We start from the raw sequence: 25,143 nt of genomic DNA on the forward strand, positions 1-25,143 counted from the left end.
GTATTTGGCATGAATGAAAATGGATACCTATATTTTGTGACATCCAGTCCATTAAAAATCTAAAAATATAGGTTGACTAATCGTAAGAAAAAGCACCCATTATGGATGCTTTTTTTGTATTTAATCCTTCTTCTCTTTTACCACCAAAGAGAATACATTGTCCAAATTAACCATACAATCTCCAAATCTGAAGAATCTAGCTTCTCTTGCTTGTATAGAATTTTCTATGGCAGAAACTGTTACTGTCTTTTTATACTCAATTTCAAATTCATGTTGTTTACCATCGACTGCTTCTATGCTTATTATAAATTTTTTCATTTATTTATTCTCCACCTCTCCCAATCTATCTATTCGACGGAAAAGAAGAAAATCCTACAAAACAAAAAGTCATCACCGAAGTGACAACTTTCAAAATGGTTAAAGACGTATCATATTCATATTGTTTAACAAAAAGGAGTTCAAGGACAAAAATCCTTGAACTCCCTTTTATTTATTCATTCGCGCATTGTTTATTTTCAGTATCGATGGACCATCCAATAATCGTGGCACAATCTCTACCTTTCCACTGCAGTACATTTGTTAATACAGGCTCAATCTGTAAGCTATTTCCGTCGTGTAATATCTCTACTAAAGATTGATCATCATCAAACCTTCGTTTATCACACTCTAAAATACCGTCCGTCGCCATCACTATGTGATTCGTTCCTTTTTCTAATCCCCGCACACCTGACGTAAAACAAGGTGTATTTGCTGCAAAAATATTTTTTCTGCCAATATATTCGTAATTCTTCCGCTTATTCAATCGTCCTTTTCCATTTTTCGTTTGCTCTGAATGGAATAAATACGCAAAACAATCACCAACTGATAGCCAATATAAAAATTCACCTTTTCGTAAACAAATTAAGCATGCAAGCTCCTCATCATCTTGATCACATTTTTCAATAAACAACTCATCTGTAAATAACGCTAATAAGTACATATGTGTATGATGAAAAGCTAAATGTATTGGGTATGAAAATAACTCCTGTAGTTTCTCTTTTCTTTCTGAAATTGCTTCTATTATATAATGTATATTTTTCGTTTTATGATGTGTATCAAAAATCATAACAAATTCAAATTCTAATTCAGGATCCCACCAAGCAAGCACCGCATCTCCTCTTTCATATGCATCACTCTCTTGATTTCCCCCGTATACGCCGACTGAAAGAGGACCACATTTTTCAACATGTATTTCATCTACATACATCTGTTCATGACTAATCCATTTAAATGTATTCACAGCTATCATCCTCTCTCTTGCTATATGTATACCTTTACACATAGATTACCTTATATTTCAATAAAAATAAACTTTTTCAACATTTTTTATCCAAATAAAAGGATTTTATTTCTAAATTAACGAATATATCTTATTATGCGATATAAAAATAGGGGGATTTATTATTATGAAAGACATCAATCAACATTGGGAGAACATTTATTATCACTTACGCTATGAATATGAAGACAACCTTTCTCATCAAGCAATTCGTATTTTACAAATCGTTTCCCGTGAGAAAGATATAACAATTGGGAAAGTCGCTTCTGAACTTAGTCTTTCTCATAACACAGCGTCTGAACACGTAAAACGCCTTATTCAAAAGGATTTCATCGTTAAAAAAAGAAATAAACAAGATGAAAGGGTCGTAAACCTGACATTAACAAAAGAAGGAATTGAAGTATTAGAAAAGCACACTTTACTAGATAAAGAAAAGATAAAAATATTAGAATCACAGTTATCAAAAGAAGAACAACAATTAATCGAAAAAGCCTTTTCGTTATTAGCGAAGGAGGCAAAATATGCATTTCCTCGTTAAGGTTATCGTTTCGGCACTTATTATTGGCGTTATTACTGAAGTCGCTAAACATTATAGTGCAATAGGTGGCTTTATTGCCGCCCTTCCTCTTATAAGTTTACTTAGTCTATTTTGGATTTCTTTCGAAGGTGGTAACAAACAAGAATTGAGTCAATTTGCTTTAGGCGTATTATATGGATTTCCTGCATCAGCACTACTATTATTTATCGTCTATATCGGTTTAAAAAACTCATTTTCACTTAGTACATCTGTCCTATTCGGTATAGGTGTTTGGTGTATCACTTTCGCTTGCCAAAAATTATTTCAAGCTTAGGAGGAATTATTATTCATAAATTTGTAGAGATATTGGGACAAAATATAGAAGTATATATAAAAGGAAGTAGTAAACAAACTGTAGTCATTCAAACTGGAATGAGTTGCTCATTTTATGATTGGCTTCCTATTATCGAAAAACTTTCACAACATTTTACAGTCATTTCATACCATCGCCCAGGTTACGGGAAAAGTGAGCTCGGAAATCATTCACGTACAACAATACAAGCGACAAAAGAACTACATCTGTTACTACAAAAACTGGCTATTCACGAGCCAATCATTCTAATCGGTCATTCCTATGGAGGGTTATGTGCACAACATTTTGCGATGTTACATGAAGATAGGCTGCAAGCACTTATTTTAGTTGATTCTACTTCCATGAACTTACACCGATTAGATGAGCTTCATTTACCGATTTCTGATCAAACTGATTCTGATGATATGTGGCTTCAAAAATATACTACGTACTCCAAAATGGATGTCGACACACTTTATAATGAACTAAAGCCTATACTCGTCGATCAATCTAGAAAGCTAATTGAATTTTCTACCTCTCCTTCATTATATAAAGCGACAGCTTCTGAACTATCGGAGTGGAAAAGTTGCGCCCACTCAATAAAAGAGTTATATAAAACATTAGAATTACCATTAATCATTATCGGTAGAGACCCTCATTATTCTATTACTCAAATGATTGAAGGTGGTATGCCAAAAGAGGAGGCAACTCAACTTGAAGCAATGTGGCAAGAACTTATTCATGAACAATTACATCTCTCAATAAATAGCCAATATATACTTGCCGAACATGCTTGTCACGGAATAGAAAATGATCGACCCGATATTATCATTGAAGCTATTCAATCCTTACAAATAAAAAAAGGAAGCAACTAAAGTTGCTTCCTTACTTATCTATTCATAATCTTCTTCATCATCAATTTCTTCGTAATACGCATTCTCATTGCTTACATATATAGGACCATTCGCGACATCAACACGTAGTACCCATGCCCATGGCACAGCTAAACGTTTATGTATTGCTCGCCAAAATTTCATTGATTTTCTTTCGTACTCCTCGAACTCTTGAAGTAACTCTTTATAGGAGGAACCGTCTAACTGAACATTTGCTTCTAATAAACGAGAATGGGCATAGTACTGTAACTCAAGTTCAGCAGCAATTTCCATTTCTTCTTCCGTTGCCATACCAATAATTGTTCCATCTGCTGGTACAATTTCATATACGTTGTGAACCTCAATAAGCCCTTCTTTCTCTTTCTCAAACATGTAAACAGCCTCCTTTAACAAATATTTTTTGTTACAAAGTCATATTTCTACAATAACTTCTCTCTTTCCTTCTTTTTTGATAAACTTTTACAAAATATTTATCTGATGACCTGTATGTTCTATTCTTTCAGCAGAAATTAAACTTTCATTATGAAAAGTCAACTTAAATATATCGGGCATACGAAGTGTTTTCCAAAACTGAAAATCATATTTTGAATCAAAATAATTCATAAGTAAAACCATAATATTCCCATGGGTACCTATTACAATATTCTTCCCTTTATACTTTTTCAATATATTTTGCATACATAATATAGAACGCCTTTGCGCTACATCATTCGATTCTCCGCCTTCGTATGCAAAAGTCCAATCTCCCCACACCTTCTGGATCGCATCATTAAAATCCTGTACTGGCTCTTTACTTAATAACCTTTCCCGTAAATCTTCTTCTACTTGTATTGATAAATTATATGTATCCGCAATTCCTTGCACAGTTTGAATCGCCCTTTTATATGGACTAGAAATAACACTATCAATATGCTTACCTTCCAATAAGCGCGCTACATCCTCTGCATCCAAGTGCCCTTTTTCAGATAAAGGCCGTTCCCGTTCTTCTTTTGTATATGTAGAGTGTGCATGACGAACGAAATATATTGTAGTCATAACTATCACCCCTTTCCTATGAAAATAACAATCTCTTTTATCTAAAGCCTTCTTACACATTATCACTCATTACTACAGTTACTGGTGCTCCTACCATTAACGCATCTATTCAATTAATTCGATTAGATATCGGTTAATTCCTTTGAGTACTTTTTGTTTACATAATAAAGTTATTTCATTATAATTCCTTTCTGAATTCCTCACTCGCTAAACTATCTCGAATAAAATAGTCTACATTATTTCTAAGCTTTGTGTGCGTGATTTGATTATCTATATCATTAAACATGATTACAACTTCTACCTTATTTCCCTTCTTATCCGTAGTATACAAACTTTTTGTCAACACGAATGCGGTAGAACCACCCTTTTGACCAGCATATTCAAACCTACTATTTTCAACTGTTCCTTTAAAAACATTCTCAATTTCGTCTTGCATTGATTTCGGAAAATAATTTCCACTATTTACCTTCTCCATTATACTCATATAATCTTTAGCATTTGCACCCACTAATCGATCTGACCAAATGCGTTGGAATTCCATATCTACTTTTAATGGAATATCCCGCTTTTTCCATTCTTCTTCATCTTTCATCCATTCATGTATTTGTAACACGTGTTTATTATATTCATCTTTTGACATGTTACGTAGCTTTTTTAATGATTGATTTTCTGGCACATGAAGTTCTTTTTCTACGTATCCTCTCATATATAGTGAAGCAGTATAAGAAGTAAACTTATCATGACTAGTAAGCTCTAACTCTTTTATACTTTCATTTACTCTCTCTATTCCAAGCTTCTCTAACAAATATGTTGTATTTGCATTAGAACTATAGTGAATCATCCCTTTGGCAACTCCTTCTAAAGCTATTTGTTCATTTTTCACTAACTCTCTAGTATGGGCATCTTCTAACCATGCAGGATGCGCTCCACCATCAGTGTTTTTAACGTAGTATTTTTCTAACTCATGTAATGAAATCCGTTCATCCCGGCTTATCTTTCCTTCTGACACTTGTTTAGCAAACTCCACTGCTATTACAATTTTCGCCATACTTGCTAATGGCAGTTTTTTATTTTCATTTATAGATGTTAATACTTCACCATTTCGCCTAATAAGTAATGAACATGTTTCATCATCTTTATGTTCTTTTATATAATTTAAGACATAATTTGGATCTTCTTTTGACAAATAATATTTCATAATTACAAAGAAAGCTACAATGACAACTACAATTACTCCCACAATAATCCCTATAATCTTTAATATATTCACAATATGCCCCCCTCTAACAAATTCCCTTATATATAATCATTATACCGAAATAAATTACAAAATTATACAAAATAGAATAACTCTTCCTACTAATAGGAAGAGTTATTCTATTTCACATGAAGTTATTTGTCCATTTAACGTAACTACTATATTTGGATCTTTATCCTGTTTATCACCCATAGAGCGTTTCACTGCGGGCGGTCCAATTACAACCGACTCTTTAATTGGTGAAAGATTTTCCGCTAATTTCTCTGCATTCACACCATATGCAGCTTGAAACACTTCTGGTGGCGTCAATCTTAGTACATCCGATCCTTCTGCCGTTTCAAACTGATCATTATTAAAAAACAAATGTAATTGTACTTCATCCGTTACCGGTGTAATCCAATGCCACCACCCCATTGGAATGAAAACTGTTTGCCCAGGCTTTATATGATAATTTTGCAATTGATTCGTTTCAGGATTTAAAATGGATGTAACTGCTTCTCCTGATACCACAATATCTAACTCCCAAGCATTCGGATGCCAATGTGGTTCTCGCATATGCCCTTTTGTCATAAACAAATCAACAAAAGCTCCGCCGATCATCGCCGGTAACTGTGTTGAAGTGACTTCATATGCAACGTTTTTCTCATCTCTTTTAAAAAAGACATTTGTTCTTGAATCAAAGAAAAGGTTTGGGGTTCCTGAGCTTTTCTTTAAATTTTTATTATCTGGAACATAACCTGATGTACTCATTTCATCCCTCTTTTCCGCTCCTACCATTCTGCACTTAACGATGTATCGTATGGAAAAAATAGATGATATGTGCCTATTCAGCACATAATAAAAAACATGCTTTCATTATGAGAGCATGTTTTGTGATATCCTTCACATTGTTTAGTTAAAAAATAAACTTTTACTTACCATGATGTAACATTAAATCACTAAGTTCTTCTTCAATGTGATTTAATTTCGCAACGCCTTCTTTCCATTTATGAATATAACGCGAAACCCCGACGATAAATAAAACAATAATTGTAGAAAGAATAATACCATATACGATTGTTACAGTACTCATAGTGACACTTCCTTGTAATTAGTTATGTTTTTATTATAAACCTTTTTTTTATAAAAAGCTTTGATTTCAATTTTTTGTAACAAAATTATTTTTTCTAATAATAGATAAAAGCTCACAGTAATGTGCTACCGCTATCAATTACAATTTGTGTACCTGTTATGTAGCTTGATTCATCGGATGCTAAAAATACTGTTAACTGACCTACTTCTTCAATTTTCCATTTCATAACCCCTTTATGATAAATAGAAAACCTTTATATTTTTATCACACCAAATATTTCCTTGTATTCTTTAAACATCTCTAGTTGTTAAAAAGCGTTCAAAAAAGGAAAATTTTTCACAAAATATACAAAACTTCACCATATGTACTATTACCATATGAGTTATATTATTAAATAGAATAAAGGGGATGATTATACTATGACGACTTGGTTTATTGTAATGTTAGTTGTATTTGGGGCATTTAAAATTATCGTTTCTAGCCTTCCTAACTCTGTTATTGAATCCATTATTAGCCGATATGAAACACATCCACAACTTGAAGAGGACAATGTTACTGTGACAATCAATGGAAATAGCTTAGAAGGTGAAAAGAAATCTCAAATTATTCACGATTTTAATGAAGGTTTATATTTAGATCGTTATTATGCACCACCGCTAAATGAGGGCACGCCTCTAATTATCAATGCAAAACGTGGCAAAAAGGATTTTACATTTTATATTTATAGTCATGAAGAGCATGTTGATGTTGTAAAACAACATAAGAAGAAAGTAGTCGCTTATAGTTTGCGTTCTAAAAACCTTCAAAATAGTGATATGTTCGTGTCCGCTGATTTAGCTTAAAAGGCTGTCGTTATACACGACAGCCTTTTAAACCATAACTCTATTTATTTTTCTTCGCCTCAATTTTTGCTTGTGCCTCTTCAGCTTTATCTAATGCTTCTGACACTTTCTTCTCTTTTTCTTTTACATCATCTATACTATCGACAGCTTTAATTAATTTATCGATTCCTTCTTCATCTACCTTTTTTTGTTTCGCTACTCTTTCATTTACTTTCTTTTCAACATCTTTTGCTTTTTGAAGCATATTTTCTGCATTTGATGTCACAGCTTTTTCAAGTGCATTGTCCTTTTTCTTTTGCAACACTTCATTTGCAATATCTTCTGCTTCTAAATACTTACCGTCTTTTAATGCGGTTGCTCCGTGATCCATTATCTGAGCGATTTCTTTATATGACTTCGCTTTATTTCCTGATTTTTCTTTTTCCGCTTTTTCAAACCACATCTGTGCATCACTATATTTTTCAGTTGTCAATGATTGCATACCTGTTTCAATATACGTGTCATAATTACTACATCCAGTCATTACGACTAACAGAAAAAGCATAACAAAACTTAATTTTTTCATGATGTTTTCTCCTTTTCTTTGCCTGCTCACTTTACTGTAACATACATGAAAAAGAGTTTCAAAAACTAAAATACTATTTCGGTCATTTTTATATTGTTAAGTCAAATTTTCTTTTAGGCAGACACATCCACTTGCTTTTTCGCCACATGCTGCTTTACTCCAACTAATACAACTAACAATAACCCTCCGCCTAATGTCATCATAACAATGCTAGTTGGCAACATATCTAATAATAATCCATATACAATCATACCAAGCGGCGCGATTGCAGTAGCAATTGTTTCAAGTAGGCCGAATACACGCCCTAAATAGCTTGGATCTGTCGTCTTTTGCATATGTACTTGCATCGGTATATTTACTATCATCATTGAAATACCCGTTAAAAGCATAAACACGATATAGTAAATGAAGCTTGCTACTTTCGGAATGCTAACTAACAATGGGAAAACTGTACATAAACTCAAACCGGCAAATAAAAACAGCCCGATATAAATAGAACGAAACAGATTATTCACTTCTTTACGTACTGATAAAACGATCGCACCAATTAGCATTCCGACTGCTAACATTCCCTCTACAGTACCGAGTTGCTTTGAAGATAAATGCAATGTTTGGACGATAATGTATGGAAGTGCAACGGTTAACCCACACGCAAAAAAGTTTACCCACAGTGCTATTTTCATTAAACCATATATTTCATGCTGTCGTTTTATATATGAAAAACCTTCTTTTATACTCATCCAGAAATGCTCTTTACTCTCAGCCACTTCTTTTTTATATAAATCAAATACGATAAATAATTGCACAATAACTGCTAAAAAGAATGTAATGCTATTTAACAAAAAGAACGACTTAATTGACAAGAAACCAAATACAACTCCGCCAATAATTGGCGCTAAAATATTTGATAAAGAAGCTGCCGTTTGATTTAAAGCACTCGCTTTTTGAATACGTCCTTCATCAACTAAATTAGGAATAGATGAAGTAAACGCAACAGAATAAAAACTTGCGCAAATTGATAATAATGCTGCTGAAACATAAATAAACAGAAGTGACGGTCCAAACATAGTAGCCAGAATAAACATGATAAGCATTGTTAAGCTACTTAACAAATCAGTACCAATGACAAGCCATTTTCGATTAACGCGGTCAGCTACAGCACCTGCAATTGGTCCACAGATCATCCTTGGAAGTGATCCGCAAATAAGCGTAGTTGCAAACCCCATCCCTGATCCCGTTGTCTTTAATACATATAATCCCATTGCAAACGTATAAATACCCGCGCCTAACAAAGACGTCATTTTTCCGATCATCATCAAAATGATATTTCTCGTTGCAACCCTCATTCTTGAATCATTTTGACCTATACTTACATCTCCCATTATGACACTCTCCCCTTAAAAGTTAAATTGTGTTAAACTTATTATATAATCAACTTTCCAATTTTTACAACAAAAAGTTTAATTGCATTTAACTTTTTGATTATAAAGGAGCAATAATATGGCAACTCTCGGCGAAAAAATTAAAGTGTTACGAAAAGAAAAAAGGCTTACGCAAACTGAGCTAGCAGGTTCAGAACTAACAAAAAGTATGCTAAGTCAAATTGAAAATGGAAAAGCTACACCTTCTATGAAAACATTGCAATATATCGCTGACAAACTTGGATGCGAAACGAGTTTTTTACTAGAAGATGATGATGTAGAAATTGTAGAACTCATTCAACAAACGGAGAAACTAATTAAGGCAAATAAGTGTGATGAAGTATACGCGATTTTACTACCTATCGTTCAAAAAGAGCTACCTCCTACTTTAAATACTGCTCGTTTGTATAAACAATTTGTAACTGCTGCGGCTATAATGAAAGATTACAACATTGAATATTACGTTGAAAAAGCCACTTCTATTTTTGAAAAATATACTTTATACCGTGACAGTACGGAAACAAAGTTAAAATTATCTTATACGATATTCACACGTAAAAAGTATGCTGAATGTTTACAACTTATAGCTAGTATCCGAAATGACTATGAAGAGAAACATTTAGAAATGGATCTTATTATACATATCGAGTTATGTTTATATGAAGCGATTATTTTACTTGCATGTGGTAATTATGAAAATTGTGAAAGAGTCATTTTAGATGCACTTGCCTTTTCAAAAACACATCAAGTGTATTATAAAACAGATGAATTTTACCGCATATTATCTTATCAAAAAGTCATCACGGCTGATAAAGAACAATATTTACACTACATAAAAAAATCTGAGCAATTTGCCATTTTCACAGAAGATACTTTATCTGCTGCGATTGTTGATATTTTAAAAGCGTACTACTACAACACAATTACTAATGAATATACAATCGCATTAGAACATCTAGAACAATTTCGGGAAAAACTAAAAGATGAGCCAATTTTTCAAGAAGATGGATTGTATCATCTTGAAAAAGGAAAAGCTTTGTACGGTTTAAAACGTTACGAAGAAGCTTTAAAAACATTACAAAGTGCTATCATGCCAGATTATATGAATCATCCACTTGATCAAGCATGGCTTACAACAGCAGGGGCATATCGCGCTCTTTGTTACGTAAAACTTAATGATAAAAAAAGCGCTCTTGAAGAAGTAACTGAAGCAAACCAATTCATACAATCTTATCCCGATTCCATATTCTCTTCATTCATTAAAGAAACATTACAAATAATACAAAAACTTTAAGAATGTCTCGAAATGGTATATTATCCCTCCTTTTTAGCAAAGATAATAATGATGGGAGGAATATAAATGAATATAGAACGTGCAAAAGAGCTTTCTGTATCAGCGGAACATGCCAATGTCAGTTTTCAAGGTATGCCTGTTATGATTCAACACGTCGACGAAAGCAGCGAAACCGCCCGCATATATGAAGTTAAAAACCCAGGACGCGAATTAACGGTTCCAGTTAATAGCTTAGAGGAAATATAAGAAATGCCACTTCAAATTTTTTGAAGTGGCATTTTTCTTACTTTAGATTACTTAATATAAATTCCCTATACCCTTATTTTACAGCAACTGAAAAAAAAAAAAGAATCTTCTACTTCTTTTCTTTTTTTAACCTGCTAAAATACAAACTATGAATTAATTATTCATACTATACATTAGGGGGAAAGATAATGAAATCTAATTTAGAAAAAGACAAGCCTTATTATGCAGTTATATTCACTTCTAATTTATCAAATGATACAACAGACTATAGTACCGTTGCCGAAAAAATGGAGGATCTCGCGAAACAGCAACCTGGGTTTTTAGGTGTAGAAAGTGCACGAGGTAATTCAGGACTCGGAATTACAATTTCTTATTGGGAATCACTTGAAGCAATTGAAAATTGGAAGAAAAATTCCTTACATAAAGAAGCGAAGAAAAGGGGCCGTGAGCAATGGTATGAAAACTTCCAATTGCGTATCTGCCTCGTTGAGAAAGAATTTAAGTTTCATAGAGGTACATTGTAGCTATGAAGAAAAAATTAGCTCTCATTGTTGTACATGAAATATACGGTGTGAACGATCATATGCATCATGTTATTGACCACTTCGCTTCATCTCGTATAGATGTATTCTGTCCTAACCTTCTACAATCGCAGCATGCATTTCATTGTAAAGATGAAGAAAAAGCATATCATCATTTTATGAATCATATTGGATTTGATTATGGAAAAGAACAGATTGAAGAATTTGTTACTAAGTTGTCCAATAGTTACACACGAATTGGACTTATCGGCTTTAGTGTTGGAGCTACCATCTCATGGCTATGTAGTAACAATCCGAAACTAGATTTTATCATTGGATGTTACGGTTCTCGTATACGCGACTATGTTCACATGAAACCAGCATGTGCTACATTACTGATTTTCCCTGAAATTGAATCTAGCTTTTCAGTACGCTCCCTAATGAAAACATTACAGCAAGAAAATAATCCTTTATTAGAAATAAAACAACTACATGGTGAACATGGATTTCTAAATCCATACTCTGAAAAATATAACGAGCACTCTACAAAACAAGTATATAAAATAATAGATTCATTTCTTCTGAAAACAATATTGTAAAGGAGACCAAATATCACTTACATTACTCTTACTCTTACTCATATTCATAATGATTCCCTTCCTTTCAGTGTTAACTCTCATTTTTACAACCGTTAAAAAAGGGACATTTTTAAAACGTCCCTACTTACAATCCATTATCGTTTGCATTTTATTTTTTACAAATTGGATATTATATTTAACAGCTTTTTATTCGTTACTCCCCGAGAAAGTTAGTGGATTCATATTCTTACCTATTTGGTTTTTCCTTTGCATTTTAGGCTTTATCGTTTTCTGGCGCGAATGGAGAAATAATCGGGTGTTCTCGATATGTATCGGCTTTTTTTCATTTATTAGTTTTCTATTTGGGTTATTGTTGTTAGTTCTTTCGGGGATGTAAAAGAAAAAGGAAGAAAAGCCCGCTATCAACTTTTCTTCCTTCTATGTTTATCCTTAGATTTCACTGTCACTGATTCACAAGGTGTGTAATAAATTTGAGGTGTCGCCTTATCAACAAACATCATAAACGTAATAAAGCCGATAATAAAGAAAATAAACAACGTTAACAATATTGCTCCTATCGTTAAAAGTATCATAACACCACCCCTATATATTTCATGTTATTACACCTTTCGCTACTATATAAGCGTAATCCTGTTTAGAAAAAGAAACGTAACAAAATAATCACAATCACTCCGGTTAATACTGTTCCTAATAAACTACGAGTATATATTGCGACAAGAAATGTGGGGATTGCTGCGATAAGATAATCCCACTGCATCGTCTCATGCATAAATAGTACTTGCGACAAAAGTGCCGCTAATATCGCAATCGGTATGTAATTTAACCATTTTAAACCCCAATCTGGAATTTGTAGTTTACTAAATACGAGAAGCGGTAATATACGTGGTACGAGTGTGACAGCTCCTGCAGCTAGTAAAAGTAATAATACGTCTAATCTCATTTCCATTTTTCAATCATCACTCCAATCGTCGCAGCTAACAGTGTTGCGATAATAACCGCTATACTATCTGGCATAAATAAGTGCGAAACATATGCGATAATAATCGCTACAATTGCAACAGTAAGATGAATTGCTAGTTTTGGTTTACTACTTATTAATTGAAGAACGAATAAGCCGATAAACATCGCTGGTAATGCATAATCCATCCCGTATGTATGCGGATCTGGTATCCATTCTCCAAATAGCCCGCCGATAATTGTAGCAATAATCCAATTTAAATACGCTGTTACATTTAGCCCGATCATCCATCTTTCGCCTAAATATCCTTTTTGCGCTGCGTGCTGTACTGCAACGCCAAATGTTTCATCAGTAATTTGCGAACCAATTATTAAGTTTTTAAATAGAGGAATTTTCGTGAAGTAAGGTGCAAGTGCCGCACTCATTAAAAGATGGCGTAAATTAACAAAAAACACGGTAAAAATAATTGCCGAGGCAGGGGCACCAGCTGCATACATACCCGCTAATATAAACTGGGCAGAACCTGCGTAAATTAACGTGGACATAAAAGCAATTTCTATAATCGAGAAACCCGCTGTTTTTGCAATCACACCAGCTGCTATACCGATGCTTAAATAGCCAAATACAGTTGGTAAACAATCTTTTACACCTTGTTGAAATGTATCATCGCTCTGCAGCGTCATATGTGCTTGAGCTTTATTCACCATTATCTTCCCCCATTTCTTCCATACTACGTTTTCCTGTTACGACATGAACTAAATCATGTCAAAACGTATCTAATTTATCAGCACCAAACACTTTCGTGATTTCTTCCACCATAATATCGTGCCGAACATACTCTGTGGTAACAACAATCGAACTTCCCGTTAGTAGTTATAATTATACCTACTAATATAAATAAGAAAGAAACTGCGGTCAACTGATAATTCGGAATTTTAAAACTAATAAAGGAGACTCCCACAAATGGGAGTCTCTTCTTCTCTGTATACAAATCCTCAATACCACGATACACCTTTTCAGCAAGAGGTATTGCAATCATATTCGCAAGTACAGATCCATACAATGTCGTTAACATTGCGACTGCCATCCCTGTACCAATTTGCGATGTATCTTGCAAGTTTTGAAGCATGATAATAAGACCAATTAAAGTTCCTATCATTCCCCAGGCTGGAGCAAAATCACCAATTTTATCTAATAAAGTTGCTCCTTTTCTTAACTCATACACTTCCGTTTCTACATCTTTCATTAACACTTCTTTTAATTCATCTTCATCGTAACCACTTAACATGAGTTGAATTCCTTTTTGAATAAAAGGATTGTCCACTTGCTCTCCATCAACTTCTAAAGAAAGTAAACCATGTTTTTTAGACTTTTTCGAAAAATCCACAAACAAATCTGTTAACTGCTCTAAATCTTCTTCTCTTCTATGTAAAACCGTAAAAATACTTTTCGTATATTTTTTTATTTCCCCAAATCGATATGCTACAACAACCGTCGCTGTTGTTCCACCTAGGACAATTAAAATAGATGAAACATCCAAGAAGTTTTTAGAAGCTTTTATTCCACCGCCACCAAGCATGATAGCTGCTATCACTATGGCAAAACCTACTATAATGCCAACTGGGCTAGAAATATCAACCTTCCTTTTTTTTCTTTCTGGTCTAGCAAACACTTGATTTTCGTCTCCCATATTCCTGCCCTTCCCTTTTCATTTTTATAAAACATTTTTTCATTTTAATAATGCGTTTTTACATATAACATTTATTATACGCTTATCATCTATCGCAATATACTCATAAAATTGACACATTTCATTTCCATATTAGAATTATGGTATGGAAATATGAGGAGGATCACGATGGAACATAACATTTTACAAGTCATTGCATTAGCCGAAAAACTAAAATACGAAATGCGACATAGCTGGCTTTCTAACGGACGCCAAGAAAGTGTCGCAGAACATACGTGGCGCATGTCTCTAATGGCCATTTTAGTTGAACCTTATTTAGATCAAAAAGTAAGTGTTGAAAAATTACTTAAAATGGTTATTATTCATGACCTAGTCGAAGCAGAAGCTGGTGATATTCCTGCCTTTGATACAATGAATAGTCACGAATTACAATTGCAAAAACAACAAAATGAGCAAGAAGCAATTTTAAATATTAAACGAACATTAAAAGGTTCTCTCGGTGAGGATTTATATGATTTATGGATGGAGTTTGAAGCGAAAGAAACGTACGAAGCGAAAGTTGCTAACGCGCTTGATAAACTGGAAGTGAAAATTCAACATAACGAAGCTGATATTGATACGTGGCTACCAATTGAGCATAAAATGACATTCCAAGTGGCAAAACATACAAACTTTGATTCTTTCCTATCTAAGTTACAAAAAATTATTGAACAAGATGGAGAAAAAAAATTAGTAGCTGCTGGCATTGATGTTGAAGCCTGCAAACAATAATGAAATAAGACACTCAACATGAGTGTCTTATTTCATTATTGTTGACACAGCCTGCTTGTAAATAAGTTGTTGTTTTCCATCTACTAGTATTAAAATTGTAAATTTATCTACCCCGACAACTTCTCCCACTATTCTAACGCCACTCTTCAAGAAAATTGTAACAGTACCCTTTTCTTCTCGTATTTGTTTATACAACTCTTCTTGTAAATGTTCCAATTCTTATTCTCTCCTTCATTTATAAAATAGCTTAATATAAAAAACTATAAATTATTTATTCATTTATTTATGTACATCTTTTACATTCATAAACTTATAAATTAGCATATCTAAATCTCGACTAAATAACAAAACTTTATCATGATCCAAACCATGTCTAGCAACAAGTTGAATTAGCTCTTTCTTTTTGTTTTCTATTTTATTTTGTAATTGTCCCATCTCCATCTCTCGACTAAAACTCCCTTTTCCCATAATATTACTTGTAAAATTATAGTACAAATCTCTTCATAAAAAAATATAAAAATGGTTTTTTTTACAATTTTTTATGAACAAATTGCAAATTACATAACGTTTTATTTGTATATCACTATGTAAATTAAACTAAACATATAATCCAAATGAGCTTACAGGCGTTTGTCTAATTACAAATCAGACTGGCTCCTTTTCCATACAAAAACATACTGTATATAGTAGTCCATGAACTATATAGATTAATTTATTAAAAAGGAGGAAAAAACATGAGCTTTGGTGGTAGTTGCGCTGGTTTCGGCGGTGGATTTGCTTTGCTTATCGTACTATTCATCCTTCTAATCATTATCGGATGTAGCTGTTGGGGTGGCGGCGGCGGGTTCGGATATTAATATAAAATATCCTTTTCGTTAAACTCAAAATGAATGAATGCGTTATCTAAAAACTATACGAAAACAGCTCATATATGAGCTGTTTTTTCATACTTTCGTATGATTTTATGTCCATCTTATTTGTGATTTAAATTAACAAAATATCGTTTACTATGACATAAGAAACATTTTCACTAAGATTGAAATTATTTTCATTTCTAATATATGTTTATCTGTGCTTGCTTGTTTATTTGAGCCTGCTAAACAAGCAACTTTAAAGAATATCGTACACCAAAATCATTTCGTAACCGCCAATTCTCTTTCTAGTGCAATTAATGGTTTTATGTCTATTATTGGTGCTTCTTTGGGCGGGATAATTGCACACTCTTTACATATTGAATTCGCTTTTTTGAGGAATCATCGTTTCACTTGATACGACATTACTCCAAACTTATACGCACGAAAATATGATGGGTAAAGTTTTTTCATTCCATTATTCCATTTACGGATCTCTTATCCAATTATCTATGTTTTTTACGGGATGGCTTTTAGAAATACTTTCTCCGCAAATAATCGGTAGTTCGCTAGCTATATGCTGTATTTTCGTTAGTTTTATATGGCTTTTCTTATTTTATCGCGGGGGTCTTAGTGAAGAATCTACTATCACTTAATGAGGTAGACCCAAAAGTAGCTGCATAGCTACTCGGGCTAACCTCTTTTTTATTTGTAGGAAAAACCAAAAACGAGTACTGGGTATAAAACGAAAAAAAGAACCTATCGTTGTACAGAATGTTTGGATTGTCCATTTTAAGATAGTCGTGGACTATCTATTCATAAGTTGAGATGCATTGTATTTCCCAAAATTAATTAACCAGATTTTATAGGGGAAGATTTTGATAAAGAATCTATGCATTGTTTTTTAATATAACGGTAAGTTCTGTGAGTATAATAAACTTTTGCAGTAGCAAGATTATCACAAAGAGAACACTTAATTTGATACGAAGCTTTGCTAACATGGGGAGTGTCTAACAATAGTAATGTTTCTTTCATGTGTGAGGTACAGACCCACATAACGTCACCCCTTCATTAATATTTCACAGTAATCTTTACTCTCAAAACGAAAAATGAAAAATTTTTTACTCTGTGGAGTCACTTTCGTCTTAAGTTTATCTGGCTTTCATTTCTTCAATTGTTCTGCAATTATCTAATCCCAATAGATTGAAATATTTTTTAATTGTTTTATAGGGCTTTTAACTAATTTTTTCTGCCTGCCTACAATTATTGTGCTTTCTTTCGGAAAATTTTTTATCAGTTTTATATGGTAAAGATGATTTCTAGAAACAACTATTAGACATAAGCTACTACCTAAGTTGCTCCTGTTTGTTTACTTCTGAATATTTTATCATCATAAATTCATTGACCACTAAATCTAACTTTTGGCTGTATTCAACGGTTTTTGGGTTAGTTAATCCATATTTCTGCGCTGATATTTCCATTTCGCGTTTGAATTGATTGTATTCATTTAAATTTTTTTTCAGCTTCATGAAGCTGCCCCCAATCATAACGTAAGCATAATATTTTCCGTAAATTGTATAAGGTTTGATAGCGCTCTTTAAAGATTGAATGGCCCCTGCTTTGCTATTCAACTAAATTAAGCACGATTGTACAATTTTCCACAGAAATTATATAAGTGGGATACGTGTAAAAACTCTCATTCTTTCAAAGATAGGAATTTTATGTTTATTTATACTTTTTGCTCAAGAAGTTTTCGGGTATAGATGGTTACCCATTTCCTTGGCAGCAGGCCCACAGATTTAGCCATGAGTTTATTTTTAAAGCCCGGAATGATTACCCTTTTATTCTTCATTAATCCTTCAAAGCCGCACTTGGCAACCATTTGCGGATCCAACATGTTCTTATTGAACACTTTCGTTCCTGCTCCGGCGAATTGCTGCGTAAGTGTTGTTTTAGTAAAGCTTGGACATAATACTGAAACTTGAACCCCAGTTCCTTTCAGTTCTTCAGCAATCGCTTCCGAAAAGGATAAGACGTACGATTTACTCGCTCCATACATCGACATTCGTGGAACTGGCTGAAAGGCTGCTAGTGAAGCCACGTTTAAAATTTTACCTTGCTTTCGTTTCACCATGTCATCCGCAAAAAGTCTGGTTAAATACGTAAGTGAAATCATATTGAGCTGCAAATATTCCATTTCCTTCTGAATATCCACTTCCGTCATGAATCCAAATCCGCCAGCTCCGGCATTATTAATCAATATATCAATGTCAATTCCCTCAGTTTTCAAGTATCGATGCAAGCCCTCTACCGTTGTATAGTGGCCTAAATCGCCGGCAAAAGTATTTACTTGTATACCATAATCCTTTTTTAAATTCTCGGATTGTTGCTCTAACAACGTTGCGTCTCTGGCAACTAACACTAAATTATAGCTATGACCTGCGAAAATTTTAGCGAATTCCAAACCGATTCCTTTTGTAGCACCTGTAATTAAAATAGTTTCTGTTGTCATCCGTCTCCTCCACATGTTTTATTTATCCAGTTGAGCAATGAGAAATTGCTTTATCCTACCTTGAATCTGTTACATCCAGTGCCAGGACAAGGGCTCGTTTCCCTAATACTTCGATTTCTTTCACACCTTTCTCGTAAGCCTCTATACGACGTGAACATACTACAACGTTTGCCATCTTCCTTTACCAACACAAACGCTTTCAGGATCCGTTAAACCAAACAATCGTTTTGATACTTTATTTTTTGAATGTTCGAAATTTTACGAAACTTATTGTTGTTATCAATTATACTTATAAATTATAATTAAATAAAATTAAAGAATTTAATCTGTAAGTAAGTAATACTAATATTCGAAAAGGGGAGCGGTCATGAACATTGAGCAATTAGTATATATTATTGAGGTCTCAAAACACAGTTCTCTGACTAAAGCAGCACAGAATCTTCATGTGACCCAATCTACGATTAGCCAATCCATTACCAGCTTAGAAAAGGAGTTAGGGATTAAGATCCTTAATCGCTCACGTGGACACGGTGCTGTACCAACCGATGAAGGTAGAATCATTCTAAAACTTGCCTACGGAGTACTGAGAAAAATTGAAGAAATAAAGGAGACAGCCAGCTCATTCAACTCCATGGAAGCGGGAGAACTAAGGTTATCTTCTTTACCCGGATTGACGACGTTTCTAGTAAAAGCTATAGCTGCTTTTAGACATGAATATCCACATGTAAATGTGGAGGTTACCGAAAAAAGTGGACATGCTGTAATTGAAGATATTCGACAGCATAAGACCGACATCGGACTGATTACGTATTCGCCTGATTTAAATGTAAATATGGAAGGAATAGCTTTTGAAACACTATTTGAAGGGAAACAGAAAGTATATGTTTCTAAGCATTCTCCCTTAGCGTTTCTTGGTACCATAACTCCTCATGATATACTTGATCAAACTCTCGTTACATATAAAGGTGAATTTATGCAGTATTTTGTTCAAGATTTCTTTAATAAATATAAACCCTTAAAAATCCTATTTACATCAAACAATATGGATGGAGTTCTCCAAGCCATCATCGAAAGTTTAGCTATTACATTTGCTCCTGATTTCGTAATGAAAAATTATCCCCCTGTCAACAATGGTGATATCATTCCCGTTGATTTGATAAATCATAGGACTGTAAATATTTCTTTAGGAATGGTTCGATCAGAGAATAAACATCTATCCACTTTTGCCAACAAATATATTCATCATCTTAAATCCAAAATTATTCAAAGTTAAGAGAGCAAAAAGAGAAGCTCGTCGCATGTGAACGTCGAGCTTCTCTTTTTACAAATCTATCTTTTAAAATTTAGTCACATCGACCGGTTCAATTCCTTCAGCTGCGCAATGCTCATGGTATTTTTTCAAAAATGACTCCCAATTATCTCTGGCAATAATTTCCCCATTCTCACCTAAATAATCTAATGTTCCTTCAACAATATTAAGCGTAATAACTTCTTCATCCCCTACAGCTTGCGGTGTATGTGAAGAGCCAGCTGGCTCATAAACGACATCACCAGCTTTAGAAACCCAAGGATCCTCAAGATATCTCCAAGTACCTTGGACAGTATAAACAATAACCGTACCAGGATGAAAATGAGCAGGAAGTTGCATAGCCGCAGGAACTTTTAATAGCGTAACTGTCTGTCCGGTTACTGGGTTGGCCTTAAGTAATTTAAACTTCGCATCTCCAAAATAAGGAATCCAAGGTAAATCATCTGGACAAATATTATTAGCATGAAATGCCACTACCTCTTTTACATTTTTTACGTTTCCCATTTATATCCCCTCTTTCAATTTTTTAAAACCAGCATATTGATAACGCTTACAATAATCAGTTGATTAACTATTGCGAATCTATCATTTTCAGTGTGTTCATAATAAAAATTAAGTGAAATGATTATTTTTAACTTATAATTAACTTCTACTAATTCACACCCTCAATTTGATATATTCACGAATTAAGTTTAATTATTTTTTTTGGGATTTACTTAGCACCAAGTCCCCCATCAAGAGTCAATATTTGTCCTGTACAATAATCAGAAGCTGCTGAAGCAAAATAAAGGACTGCTCCTACTAAATCTTTGTCTCTACCTAACCTCCTTACTGGAACTTGGGCGGCAATAATCGGACCGGCCTTATGCACAAGTGTTCCAGGTATTTCTGGGTTATTCATTCCAGTAGTGAAAACTCCAGGAGCAATAGAATTCACATGTACACCATGGCGGCCCCACTTAACTGCAAGATCCTTCGTTAAAGTCATAACTGCACCCTTACTTGTTGTATATCCTACAGAATCTACTGCTTCTGGGTCAGTACCTTTAAAGCCGATTGAAGAAGAAATGTTAATGATTTTTCCGTATTCGTTGTCTATCATATGTCTTCCTACAGCCTGACACATTAAAAATGTTCCTGTCACATTTGTATCGAGCATAGCTTGCCATTCTGTTAAAGGCATGTCCGTAGCAGGCGTTTCAAATACCGTTCCGCTACTGTTGACTAAAATTTCGATTTTCCCAAAATGAGAAACCGCTATCTCCACACCTTGAGCGATAGATTCAGGAACTGTTATATCCAATGATAAGGCGAGTGCTTGTCCTCCTAACGCCTCGATTTCTTTCACAACTTCTTCGCAAACTTCTATACGACGTGAGCAAACTATCACATTTGCACCGGCCTCAGCTAACGCCAGTGCCATTACACGCCCTAATCCGCTACCACCTCCGGTAACCATTGCTGTCTGTCCTGTTAAATCAAACAATTGTGTAGATGACATTCTAGACCTCCTTATTTTTAATATTCAAAATTTTTAAAACTTTCTATATTATGGATTATACTCATAAGTTATAATTAAATAAAATTAAAGATTTTAATGTGCAAATAAATATTATTAATATTCAAAAAGGAGTACAGTATCAATATTGAACAATTACCATAAATATGGACGGAATTTTCCAATTCACCTTTGAAAGTTTGCCATTACATGTTCACCTGATTTCGTAATAAAAAATTATCACCCTGTCATAAAAGGTGATATCATTCCAATTGATTTGGTGATTCATAAGTACTTAAATATTTCTTTTAGGTTGGTTCAATCAGAAGATAACTTGCTTTTTTTGCTACCTGCGAAGCTCCAAATTCTGTCTTACAACCTCTTTTACTTCATCTTCTACTTCAATATAATCATCCGAGTAAGTCTCGGACATCTTCTCTTGACAATTCCAACACTCGCTGCGATTCCGTTCCATAATGGCTAATACTTCATGACAATGTACACAACGATCCATTTAGCAACCTCCTTTTCATATTTACTCCTTTCTTTCCCTCCCCGATCCATCATTAATTTTTAAATACTTACTTGCTCCTCTGCTTTTATTGTTGTATGACTTTGATTCGCGGGACGTACAACAATCAAAAACAGTAATCCAATAACGAACATACACAAAGCAGTTACTTGAAATCCATAACGATATCCCATTTCCTCAGTCGCTGCATACTGGATGAAATACCCGAATACGAGCGGAGCAATAATACTTGTTGAGCTTGCAAGAGCAACGTAAATCCCTTGTGCTTTTCCAATGTTTTTTGGAGAAAAAAAATCCATCAATATTGCAGGTGCAAGTGAAAGAATGACATACGCAAAACCTGGAGCAAGGGTGAAAAATAAAATGGATATAGCACTTGAATTCACGGCATTTGCTATATATACACAAAGAGCAGATAGGACCATGGTGGAACCGGCAACATTTATTCGTGCTTTACGAATGTCCCCAGTTTTGCGATAAATTCGGTCTGATAGCATAGAGAAGCCAATTTGACTAATGGCAGCGAAAAGAAAAGGTAACGACACAGCTAATTTTAATGTTTGATTATCAAAATGTTGAACTTTGGTAAAGTATGCCGGAAACCATATTGCTTGAACGGACAATAACCAATAGGCACAACCTCCACACAAAATAATAAAAACAAAATTTTTAGATAAAAGATGTGGAAGAAACTGACGCCAAGAAACCTTGGAGAGGGCTGATGAATGCTGCTCCTCTTGATGAAATGAAGGCAACCCGATTTCTTGTGGACTGTCTTTACCGAAAATGATCCATAAAACTAATACAATCAGTCCAACAATCCCCATGACTAGAAAAGCAGATCCCCATCCATATTGATTGATCAAGGAGATTAATAATGGTGTAGCAATTGCAGGCCCAATTGTTGCTCCACAGAGAACAGCACCAAAGCCTATACCATGTCTATGTTTTGGGAACCATTTTCCAACTATAGCCGTCGATAGAGCTGGGGCTGCACCTTCGCCTGCTCCCAAGATCATTCTTGTAAAGACTAGCAGAGATAGACTAGAAACAAAAGGTGTAATAAATTGAACAATCAACCATACCAGCGACATCCAAGTTAACATTTTTTTCGTGTTTTTGGAATCGGCCATGCCCCCAAGAATGATAGAGGAAAAAGTGAAAAACCAAAAGAAAGAACTTCCCACCAATCCCCATTGCGAAGGACTTAAATGTAACTCTTTCATTACTGGAATGGAAACCAAACCAATGATAATTTTATCAACTTGGTTGATCATACCTGAAGCAACTAGAAATAATAATATAATCCAAGAATATTTTGGGGTGTTCAATATAACAATCTCCCCTTACCTTAAGTTTTCTACAATACCACCGCGACCTGCTTTACCTGTCTTCTCATCTATAAACATCGCAAAATCACGTGCAACTTCTCGGCCGTTTGGCATCGTGAGCCATGATCTTAGTAAATGACGTTTACGTTCTGGTTCTTCATAATGTGTATAAAATTACTGCAAGCCTCCCTAATTGCGAAAGCGTTATCATATTTTTATAGATTGTTTCCTAATAAAAGATCAACTTCAACTCCCTTCTCAAATTCTTTGTCAAATAAATTATAACTTCTTAAGTGCTGTCCTCCTTCTCCGCCTACGCAAGAGTGCTTTAAATAACAACCGATACAACCGCATGGATTGTTATCTAGATTATATTCAAAATTTTCAGATAAATAAAATTAAAAGTTTTAATATGTAAGTAAATATCGCTAATATTCAAAAGGGATACAGTTATAGACAGTAAACAATTACAATATATTGTTGAAATCACAAAACACAACTCTCTACCTATCTTCTTCGCTTCTCTCAACCTTGAGATGGACACAAATAACGGGATAAACGATAATAGGAGTGTGCTCCTCCCCTTGAAGAGCCTATTCACTCGTACAAGACCGATACATTTTACAGAGTAAGGTATCTGTCCTACTTTCATTATTTATAAAATAATTTTTTATATTAGTAATACTTACTTACAAATTAAAATCTTTAATTTTATTTAATTATAATTTATCTGTAGAATTAAAAATAGAAATGCTTCAATATTCAGGGGATTTTTTCCAAGTTTGATCTTTTACGGTTAAATCAAAACAGGGGGTTAAAATATGGACTTAAAGTTATCTGGAAAAAAAGCACTTATTGTTGGAGGAAGCCGTGGGATTGGTAAAGCTACTGCCCGCCAGTTGGCTCTGGAAGGTGTAGATTGTACGATTTGTTCAAGAAATGAATCCTCACTAAAAATTGCGGCAGAGGAATTAGCCCAAGAAACAAAAAGAAATATCTATCCGATTGTGGCAGATACTACTGATCCTGATTCTATTCTAAATTTAGTTGAAAAATCAGCAACGGCAATGGGAGGCATCGATATTTTAGTCAACAGTGGAGCACGTGTTGGCGGCTTTGAGCCAGAAGATTTTAATAGTATTAAAGATGAACTTATTTTGAAAGATTTTGAAGAAAAGTATATGGGCTATTTTCGTTGTATCCGAGCTGTAGCTCCCTATATGATTGAAAATAATTGGGGACGTATTATAAGTATAAGTGGTCTGGCTGCTAGAATTGGCGGTAATTATTTTAGTTCCGGTCCACGTAATGCATCTGTTGTCCATTTAACAAAATCTGCATCATTGGAGTTAGGAAAGCATGGAATTAACGTCAATGCTGTTTATCCAGGGATTGTCGATACTGAAATGTTTAGAAATCGAGTCACTAACGAAGATGCTTTGCGTCAGATGGCAGCACTCAATGCAATCGGCCGCCTGATTACAGTAGAAGAAATTGCTAATGTCATTACCTTCTTGGCTTCACCTTTGGCGGCATCTATTACTGGCGATGTCATTTCGGTAACCGGTGGAATTGGAGATACCGTTTTTTACTAAAAAGCTAGGATTAGATATTGTAACTGTATCTTAGATTACCAATAATAGTGTATTTAAAAACGAGCCTCGCTAAATGATATGATCCCCTTATAGTAGACAGGAAAAAGAAAGCACATTAACCTGTTTACTATGGAGGGGATTTTTCTATGGGAAAAATTAGAGT

Annotated in this window: 33 protein-coding genes and 4 pseudogenes; 14 read left to right on the forward strand and 23 right to left on the reverse strand. The window is 34.2% G+C overall.

The features are described from left to right. Positions 1 to 120: 120 nt before the first annotated feature. Together MR065_RS24660 and MR065_RS24665 are read right to left on the reverse strand one after the other, a co-directional pair. Positions 121 to 318: a hypothetical protein gene (locus MR065_RS24660; protein ID WP_000713479.1), complete on the reverse strand. Its 198-nt coding sequence runs from the start codon at positions 316 to 318 to the stop codon at positions 121 to 123. Positions 319 to 490: 172 nt separating this feature from the next. Further along, positions 491 to 1,321: a PP2C family serine/threonine-protein phosphatase gene (locus MR065_RS24665; protein WP_242215395.1), complete on the reverse strand. Its 831-nt coding sequence runs from the start codon at positions 1,319 to 1,321 to the stop codon at positions 491 to 493. A gap of 124 nt (positions 1,322 to 1,445) precedes the next feature. Between MR065_RS24665 and MR065_RS24670 the strand changes: the two genes are divergently transcribed. Genes MR065_RS24670 through MR065_RS24680 form a run of 3 tightly spaced genes read left to right on the forward strand, consistent with a single transcriptional unit; the run spans position 1,446 to position 3,062 of the window. Then, positions 1,446 to 1,856, forward strand: a complete 411-nt coding sequence (locus MR065_RS24670; RefSeq protein WP_242215396.1) for a MarR family winged helix-turn-helix transcriptional regulator — start codon at positions 1,446 to 1,448, stop codon at positions 1,854 to 1,856. Beyond that, entirely contained in the window at positions 1,840 to 2,169 is a 330-nt protein-coding gene (locus MR065_RS24675; protein WP_242215397.1) for a DUF3147 family protein, read from the forward strand. Before MR065_RS24670 ends, MR065_RS24675 begins: the two co-directional genes overlap by 17 nt. After that, a complete protein-coding gene (locus tag MR065_RS24680) occupies positions 2,130 to 3,062 on the forward strand; it encodes an alpha/beta fold hydrolase (protein WP_242215411.1) in 933 nt (310 codons plus the stop codon). The genes MR065_RS24675 and MR065_RS24680 overlap by 40 nt, the downstream gene beginning before the upstream one ends. A gap of 18 nt (positions 3,063 to 3,080) precedes the next feature. Here the strand turns inward: MR065_RS24680 and MR065_RS24685 are convergent, their stop codons facing one another. The 6 genes and pseudogenes from MR065_RS24685 to MR065_RS24710 all read right to left on the reverse strand — a co-directional run. Next, positions 3,081 to 3,452, reverse strand: a complete 372-nt coding sequence (locus MR065_RS24685; RefSeq protein WP_097902213.1) for a hypothetical protein — start codon at positions 3,450 to 3,452, stop codon at positions 3,081 to 3,083. Positions 3,453 to 3,539: 87 nt separating this feature from the next. Continuing rightward, positions 3,540 to 4,115 (reverse strand): histidine phosphatase family protein, encoded by a 576-nt coding sequence (locus MR065_RS24690; RefSeq protein ID WP_242215398.1) that lies wholly within the window; start codon positions 4,113 to 4,115, stop codon positions 3,540 to 3,542. 178 nt (positions 4,116 to 4,293) lie between these two features. Continuing rightward, positions 4,294 to 5,385, reverse strand: coding sequence for a serine hydrolase (locus MR065_RS24695; protein ID WP_242215399.1), 1,092 nt, complete (start codon positions 5,383 to 5,385; stop codon positions 4,294 to 4,296). Positions 5,386 to 5,487: 102 nt separating this feature from the next. After that, a complete protein-coding gene (locus MR065_RS24700; protein WP_242215400.1) occupies positions 5,488 to 6,123 on the reverse strand; it encodes a cupin domain-containing protein in 636 nt (211 codons plus the stop codon). Positions 6,124 to 6,283: 160 nt separating this feature from the next. Then, positions 6,284 to 6,445 carry a hypothetical protein gene (locus MR065_RS24705; protein WP_000109008.1) on the reverse strand — a complete coding sequence of 54 codons (162 nt, stop codon included), beginning with the start codon at positions 6,443 to 6,445 and terminating at the stop codon, positions 6,284 to 6,286. A 112-nt stretch (positions 6,446 to 6,557) separates the two neighbouring features. After that, positions 6,558 to 6,662: pseudogene (locus MR065_RS24710) on the reverse strand (SDR family oxidoreductase); the annotation flags it as partial. A gap of 202 nt (positions 6,663 to 6,864) precedes the next feature. On the opposite strand from MR065_RS24710, the gene MR065_RS24715 reads away from it, so the two are divergent. After that, a complete protein-coding gene (locus tag MR065_RS24715) occupies positions 6,865 to 7,287 on the forward strand; it encodes a YfmQ family protein (protein ID WP_242215401.1) in 423 nt (140 codons plus the stop codon). Positions 7,288 to 7,327: 40 nt separating this feature from the next. Here the strand turns inward: MR065_RS24715 and MR065_RS24720 are convergent, their stop codons facing one another. After that, complete coding sequence (locus MR065_RS24720) at positions 7,328 to 7,852, reverse strand: COG3014 family protein (protein WP_242215402.1); 525 nt, start codon at positions 7,850 to 7,852, stop codon at positions 7,328 to 7,330. Between the two features lie 113 nt (positions 7,853 to 7,965). Then, positions 7,966 to 9,234, reverse strand: coding sequence for an MFS transporter (locus MR065_RS24725; RefSeq protein WP_242215403.1), 1,269 nt, complete (start codon positions 9,232 to 9,234; stop codon positions 7,966 to 7,968). 118 nt (positions 9,235 to 9,352) lie between these two features. Here MR065_RS24725 and MR065_RS24730 point away from each other — a divergent pair, with 118 nt between their 5' ends. The 5 genes from MR065_RS24730 (at position 9,353) to MR065_RS24750 (ending at position 12,309) form a co-directional block, all read left to right on the forward strand. Beyond that, complete coding sequence (locus tag MR065_RS24730; RefSeq protein ID WP_242215404.1) at positions 9,353 to 10,567, forward strand: helix-turn-helix domain-containing protein; 1,215 nt, start codon at positions 9,353 to 9,355, stop codon at positions 10,565 to 10,567. A 66-nt stretch (positions 10,568 to 10,633) separates the two neighbouring features. Then, complete coding sequence (locus MR065_RS24735; protein ID WP_001019753.1) at positions 10,634 to 10,813, forward strand: H-type small acid-soluble spore protein; 180 nt, start codon at positions 10,634 to 10,636, stop codon at positions 10,811 to 10,813. Between the two features lie 188 nt (positions 10,814 to 11,001). Continuing rightward, positions 11,002 to 11,337 carry an antibiotic biosynthesis monooxygenase family protein gene (locus MR065_RS24740; RefSeq protein WP_097902221.1) on the forward strand — a complete coding sequence of 112 codons (336 nt, stop codon included), beginning with the start codon at positions 11,002 to 11,004 and terminating at the stop codon, positions 11,335 to 11,337. Positions 11,338 to 11,339: 2 nt separating this feature from the next. Beyond that, entirely contained in the window at positions 11,340 to 11,933 is a 594-nt protein-coding gene (locus tag MR065_RS24745) for a dienelactone hydrolase family protein (RefSeq protein ID WP_242215405.1), read from the forward strand. 49 nt (positions 11,934 to 11,982) lie between these two features. Next, on the forward strand, positions 11,983 to 12,309 hold the full coding sequence (locus tag MR065_RS24750) for a hypothetical protein (RefSeq protein WP_396022393.1): 327 nt from the start codon (positions 11,983 to 11,985) through the stop codon (positions 12,307 to 12,309). A 25-nt stretch (positions 12,310 to 12,334) separates the two neighbouring features. Here MR065_RS24750 and MR065_RS24755 read toward each other — a convergent pair whose 3' ends face one another. From MR065_RS24755 to MR065_RS24775, 5 genes and pseudogenes are all read right to left on the reverse strand, one after another. Continuing rightward, the gene (locus MR065_RS24755) at positions 12,335 to 12,505 is read right to left on the reverse strand and encodes a DUF3951 domain-containing protein (protein WP_000602232.1); all 171 of its coding nucleotides are present in this window, start codon (positions 12,503 to 12,505) and stop codon (positions 12,335 to 12,337) included. 62 nt (positions 12,506 to 12,567) lie between these two features. Further along, positions 12,568 to 12,879, reverse strand: coding sequence for an AzlD domain-containing protein (locus tag MR065_RS24760; protein WP_097902224.1), 312 nt, complete (start codon positions 12,877 to 12,879; stop codon positions 12,568 to 12,570). Continuing rightward, positions 12,870 to 13,598 carry an AzlC family ABC transporter permease gene (locus MR065_RS24765; RefSeq protein WP_141436209.1) on the reverse strand — a complete coding sequence of 243 codons (729 nt, stop codon included), beginning with the start codon at positions 13,596 to 13,598 and terminating at the stop codon, positions 12,870 to 12,872. The genes MR065_RS24760 and MR065_RS24765 overlap by 10 nt, the downstream gene beginning before the upstream one ends. Next, positions 13,588 to 13,746: pseudogene (locus MR065_RS24770) on the reverse strand (TrmB family transcriptional regulator); the annotation flags it as partial. The pseudogene MR065_RS24770 and the gene MR065_RS24765, both read right to left, overlap by 11 nt. Before the next feature lie 118 nt (positions 13,747 to 13,864). Continuing rightward, positions 13,865 to 14,581, reverse strand: a pseudogene (locus tag MR065_RS24775) (MotA/TolQ/ExbB proton channel family protein); the annotation flags it as partial. A gap of 168 nt (positions 14,582 to 14,749) precedes the next feature. On the opposite strand from MR065_RS24775, the gene MR065_RS24780 reads away from it, so the two are divergent. Beyond that, entirely contained in the window at positions 14,750 to 15,352 is a 603-nt protein-coding gene (locus tag MR065_RS24780) for an HD domain-containing protein (RefSeq protein WP_097902225.1), read from the forward strand. A gap of 27 nt (positions 15,353 to 15,379) precedes the next feature. On the opposite strand, the gene hfq is transcribed toward MR065_RS24780, so the two are convergent. Further along, entirely contained in the window at positions 15,380 to 15,568 is a 189-nt protein-coding gene (gene hfq / locus MR065_RS24785; RefSeq protein WP_097902226.1) for an RNA chaperone Hfq, read from the reverse strand. 63 nt (positions 15,569 to 15,631) lie between these two features. After that, on the reverse strand, positions 15,632 to 15,847 hold the full coding sequence (locus tag MR065_RS24790) for an aspartyl-phosphate phosphatase Spo0E family protein (protein ID WP_242215406.1): 216 nt from the start codon (positions 15,845 to 15,847) through the stop codon (positions 15,632 to 15,634). Positions 15,848 to 16,086: 239 nt separating this feature from the next. Between MR065_RS24790 and MR065_RS24795 the strand changes: the two genes are divergently transcribed. Both MR065_RS24795 and MR065_RS24800 read left to right on the forward strand, forming a co-directional pair. Further along, complete coding sequence (locus tag MR065_RS24795; RefSeq protein ID WP_000007806.1) at positions 16,087 to 16,209, forward strand: YjcZ family sporulation protein; 123 nt, start codon at positions 16,087 to 16,089, stop codon at positions 16,207 to 16,209. Between the two features lie 175 nt (positions 16,210 to 16,384). Further along, positions 16,385 to 16,859 (forward strand): annotated as a pseudogene (locus MR065_RS24800) (hypothetical protein); the annotation flags it as partial. A 690-nt stretch (positions 16,860 to 17,549) separates the two neighbouring features. On the opposite strand, the gene MR065_RS24805 reads toward MR065_RS24800, so the two are convergent. Next, complete coding sequence (locus MR065_RS24805; RefSeq protein WP_242215407.1) at positions 17,550 to 17,732, reverse strand: aspartyl-phosphate phosphatase Spo0E family protein; 183 nt, start codon at positions 17,730 to 17,732, stop codon at positions 17,550 to 17,552. A 200-nt stretch (positions 17,733 to 17,932) separates the two neighbouring features. After that, the gene (locus tag MR065_RS24810; RefSeq protein ID WP_088231101.1) at positions 17,933 to 18,715 is read right to left on the reverse strand and encodes an SDR family NAD(P)-dependent oxidoreductase; all 783 of its coding nucleotides are present in this window, start codon (positions 18,713 to 18,715) and stop codon (positions 17,933 to 17,935) included. Between the two features lie 367 nt (positions 18,716 to 19,082). On the opposite strand from MR065_RS24810, the gene MR065_RS24815 reads away from it, so the two are divergent. Beyond that, positions 19,083 to 19,988: a LysR family transcriptional regulator gene (locus MR065_RS24815; RefSeq protein ID WP_097902229.1), complete on the forward strand. Its 906-nt coding sequence runs from the start codon at positions 19,083 to 19,085 to the stop codon at positions 19,986 to 19,988. Between the two features lie 63 nt (positions 19,989 to 20,051). Here MR065_RS24815 and MR065_RS24820 read toward each other — a convergent pair whose 3' ends face one another. From MR065_RS24820 to MR065_RS24835, 4 genes are all read right to left on the reverse strand, one after another. Then, positions 20,052 to 20,528 (reverse strand): 2,4'-dihydroxyacetophenone dioxygenase family protein, encoded by a 477-nt coding sequence (locus MR065_RS24820; RefSeq protein WP_000528732.1) that lies wholly within the window; start codon positions 20,526 to 20,528, stop codon positions 20,052 to 20,054. A gap of 208 nt (positions 20,529 to 20,736) precedes the next feature. Beyond that, positions 20,737 to 21,525, reverse strand: a complete 789-nt coding sequence (locus MR065_RS24825) for an SDR family NAD(P)-dependent oxidoreductase (RefSeq protein WP_242215408.1) — start codon at positions 21,523 to 21,525, stop codon at positions 20,737 to 20,739. A 343-nt stretch (positions 21,526 to 21,868) separates the two neighbouring features. Further along, positions 21,869 to 22,036: a hypothetical protein gene (locus MR065_RS24830; RefSeq protein WP_170933768.1), complete on the reverse strand. Its 168-nt coding sequence runs from the start codon at positions 22,034 to 22,036 to the stop codon at positions 21,869 to 21,871. Between the two features lie 59 nt (positions 22,037 to 22,095). Further along, positions 22,096 to 23,385: an MFS transporter gene (locus MR065_RS24835; RefSeq protein ID WP_242215409.1), complete on the reverse strand. Its 1,290-nt coding sequence runs from the start codon at positions 23,383 to 23,385 to the stop codon at positions 22,096 to 22,098. An 821-nt stretch (positions 23,386 to 24,206) separates the two neighbouring features. Between MR065_RS24835 and MR065_RS24840 the strand changes: the two genes are divergently transcribed. Then, a complete protein-coding gene (locus MR065_RS24840; protein WP_242215410.1) occupies positions 24,207 to 24,980 on the forward strand; it encodes an SDR family NAD(P)-dependent oxidoreductase in 774 nt (257 codons plus the stop codon). Positions 24,981 to 25,143 lie beyond the last annotated feature (163 nt).

Origin of the sequence: Bacillus cereus group sp. BfR-BA-01383, from assembly GCF_022663495.1 — a bacterium.
GTDB lineage: Bacteria > Bacillota > Bacilli > Bacillales > Bacillaceae_G > Bacillus_A > Bacillus_A cereus_AU.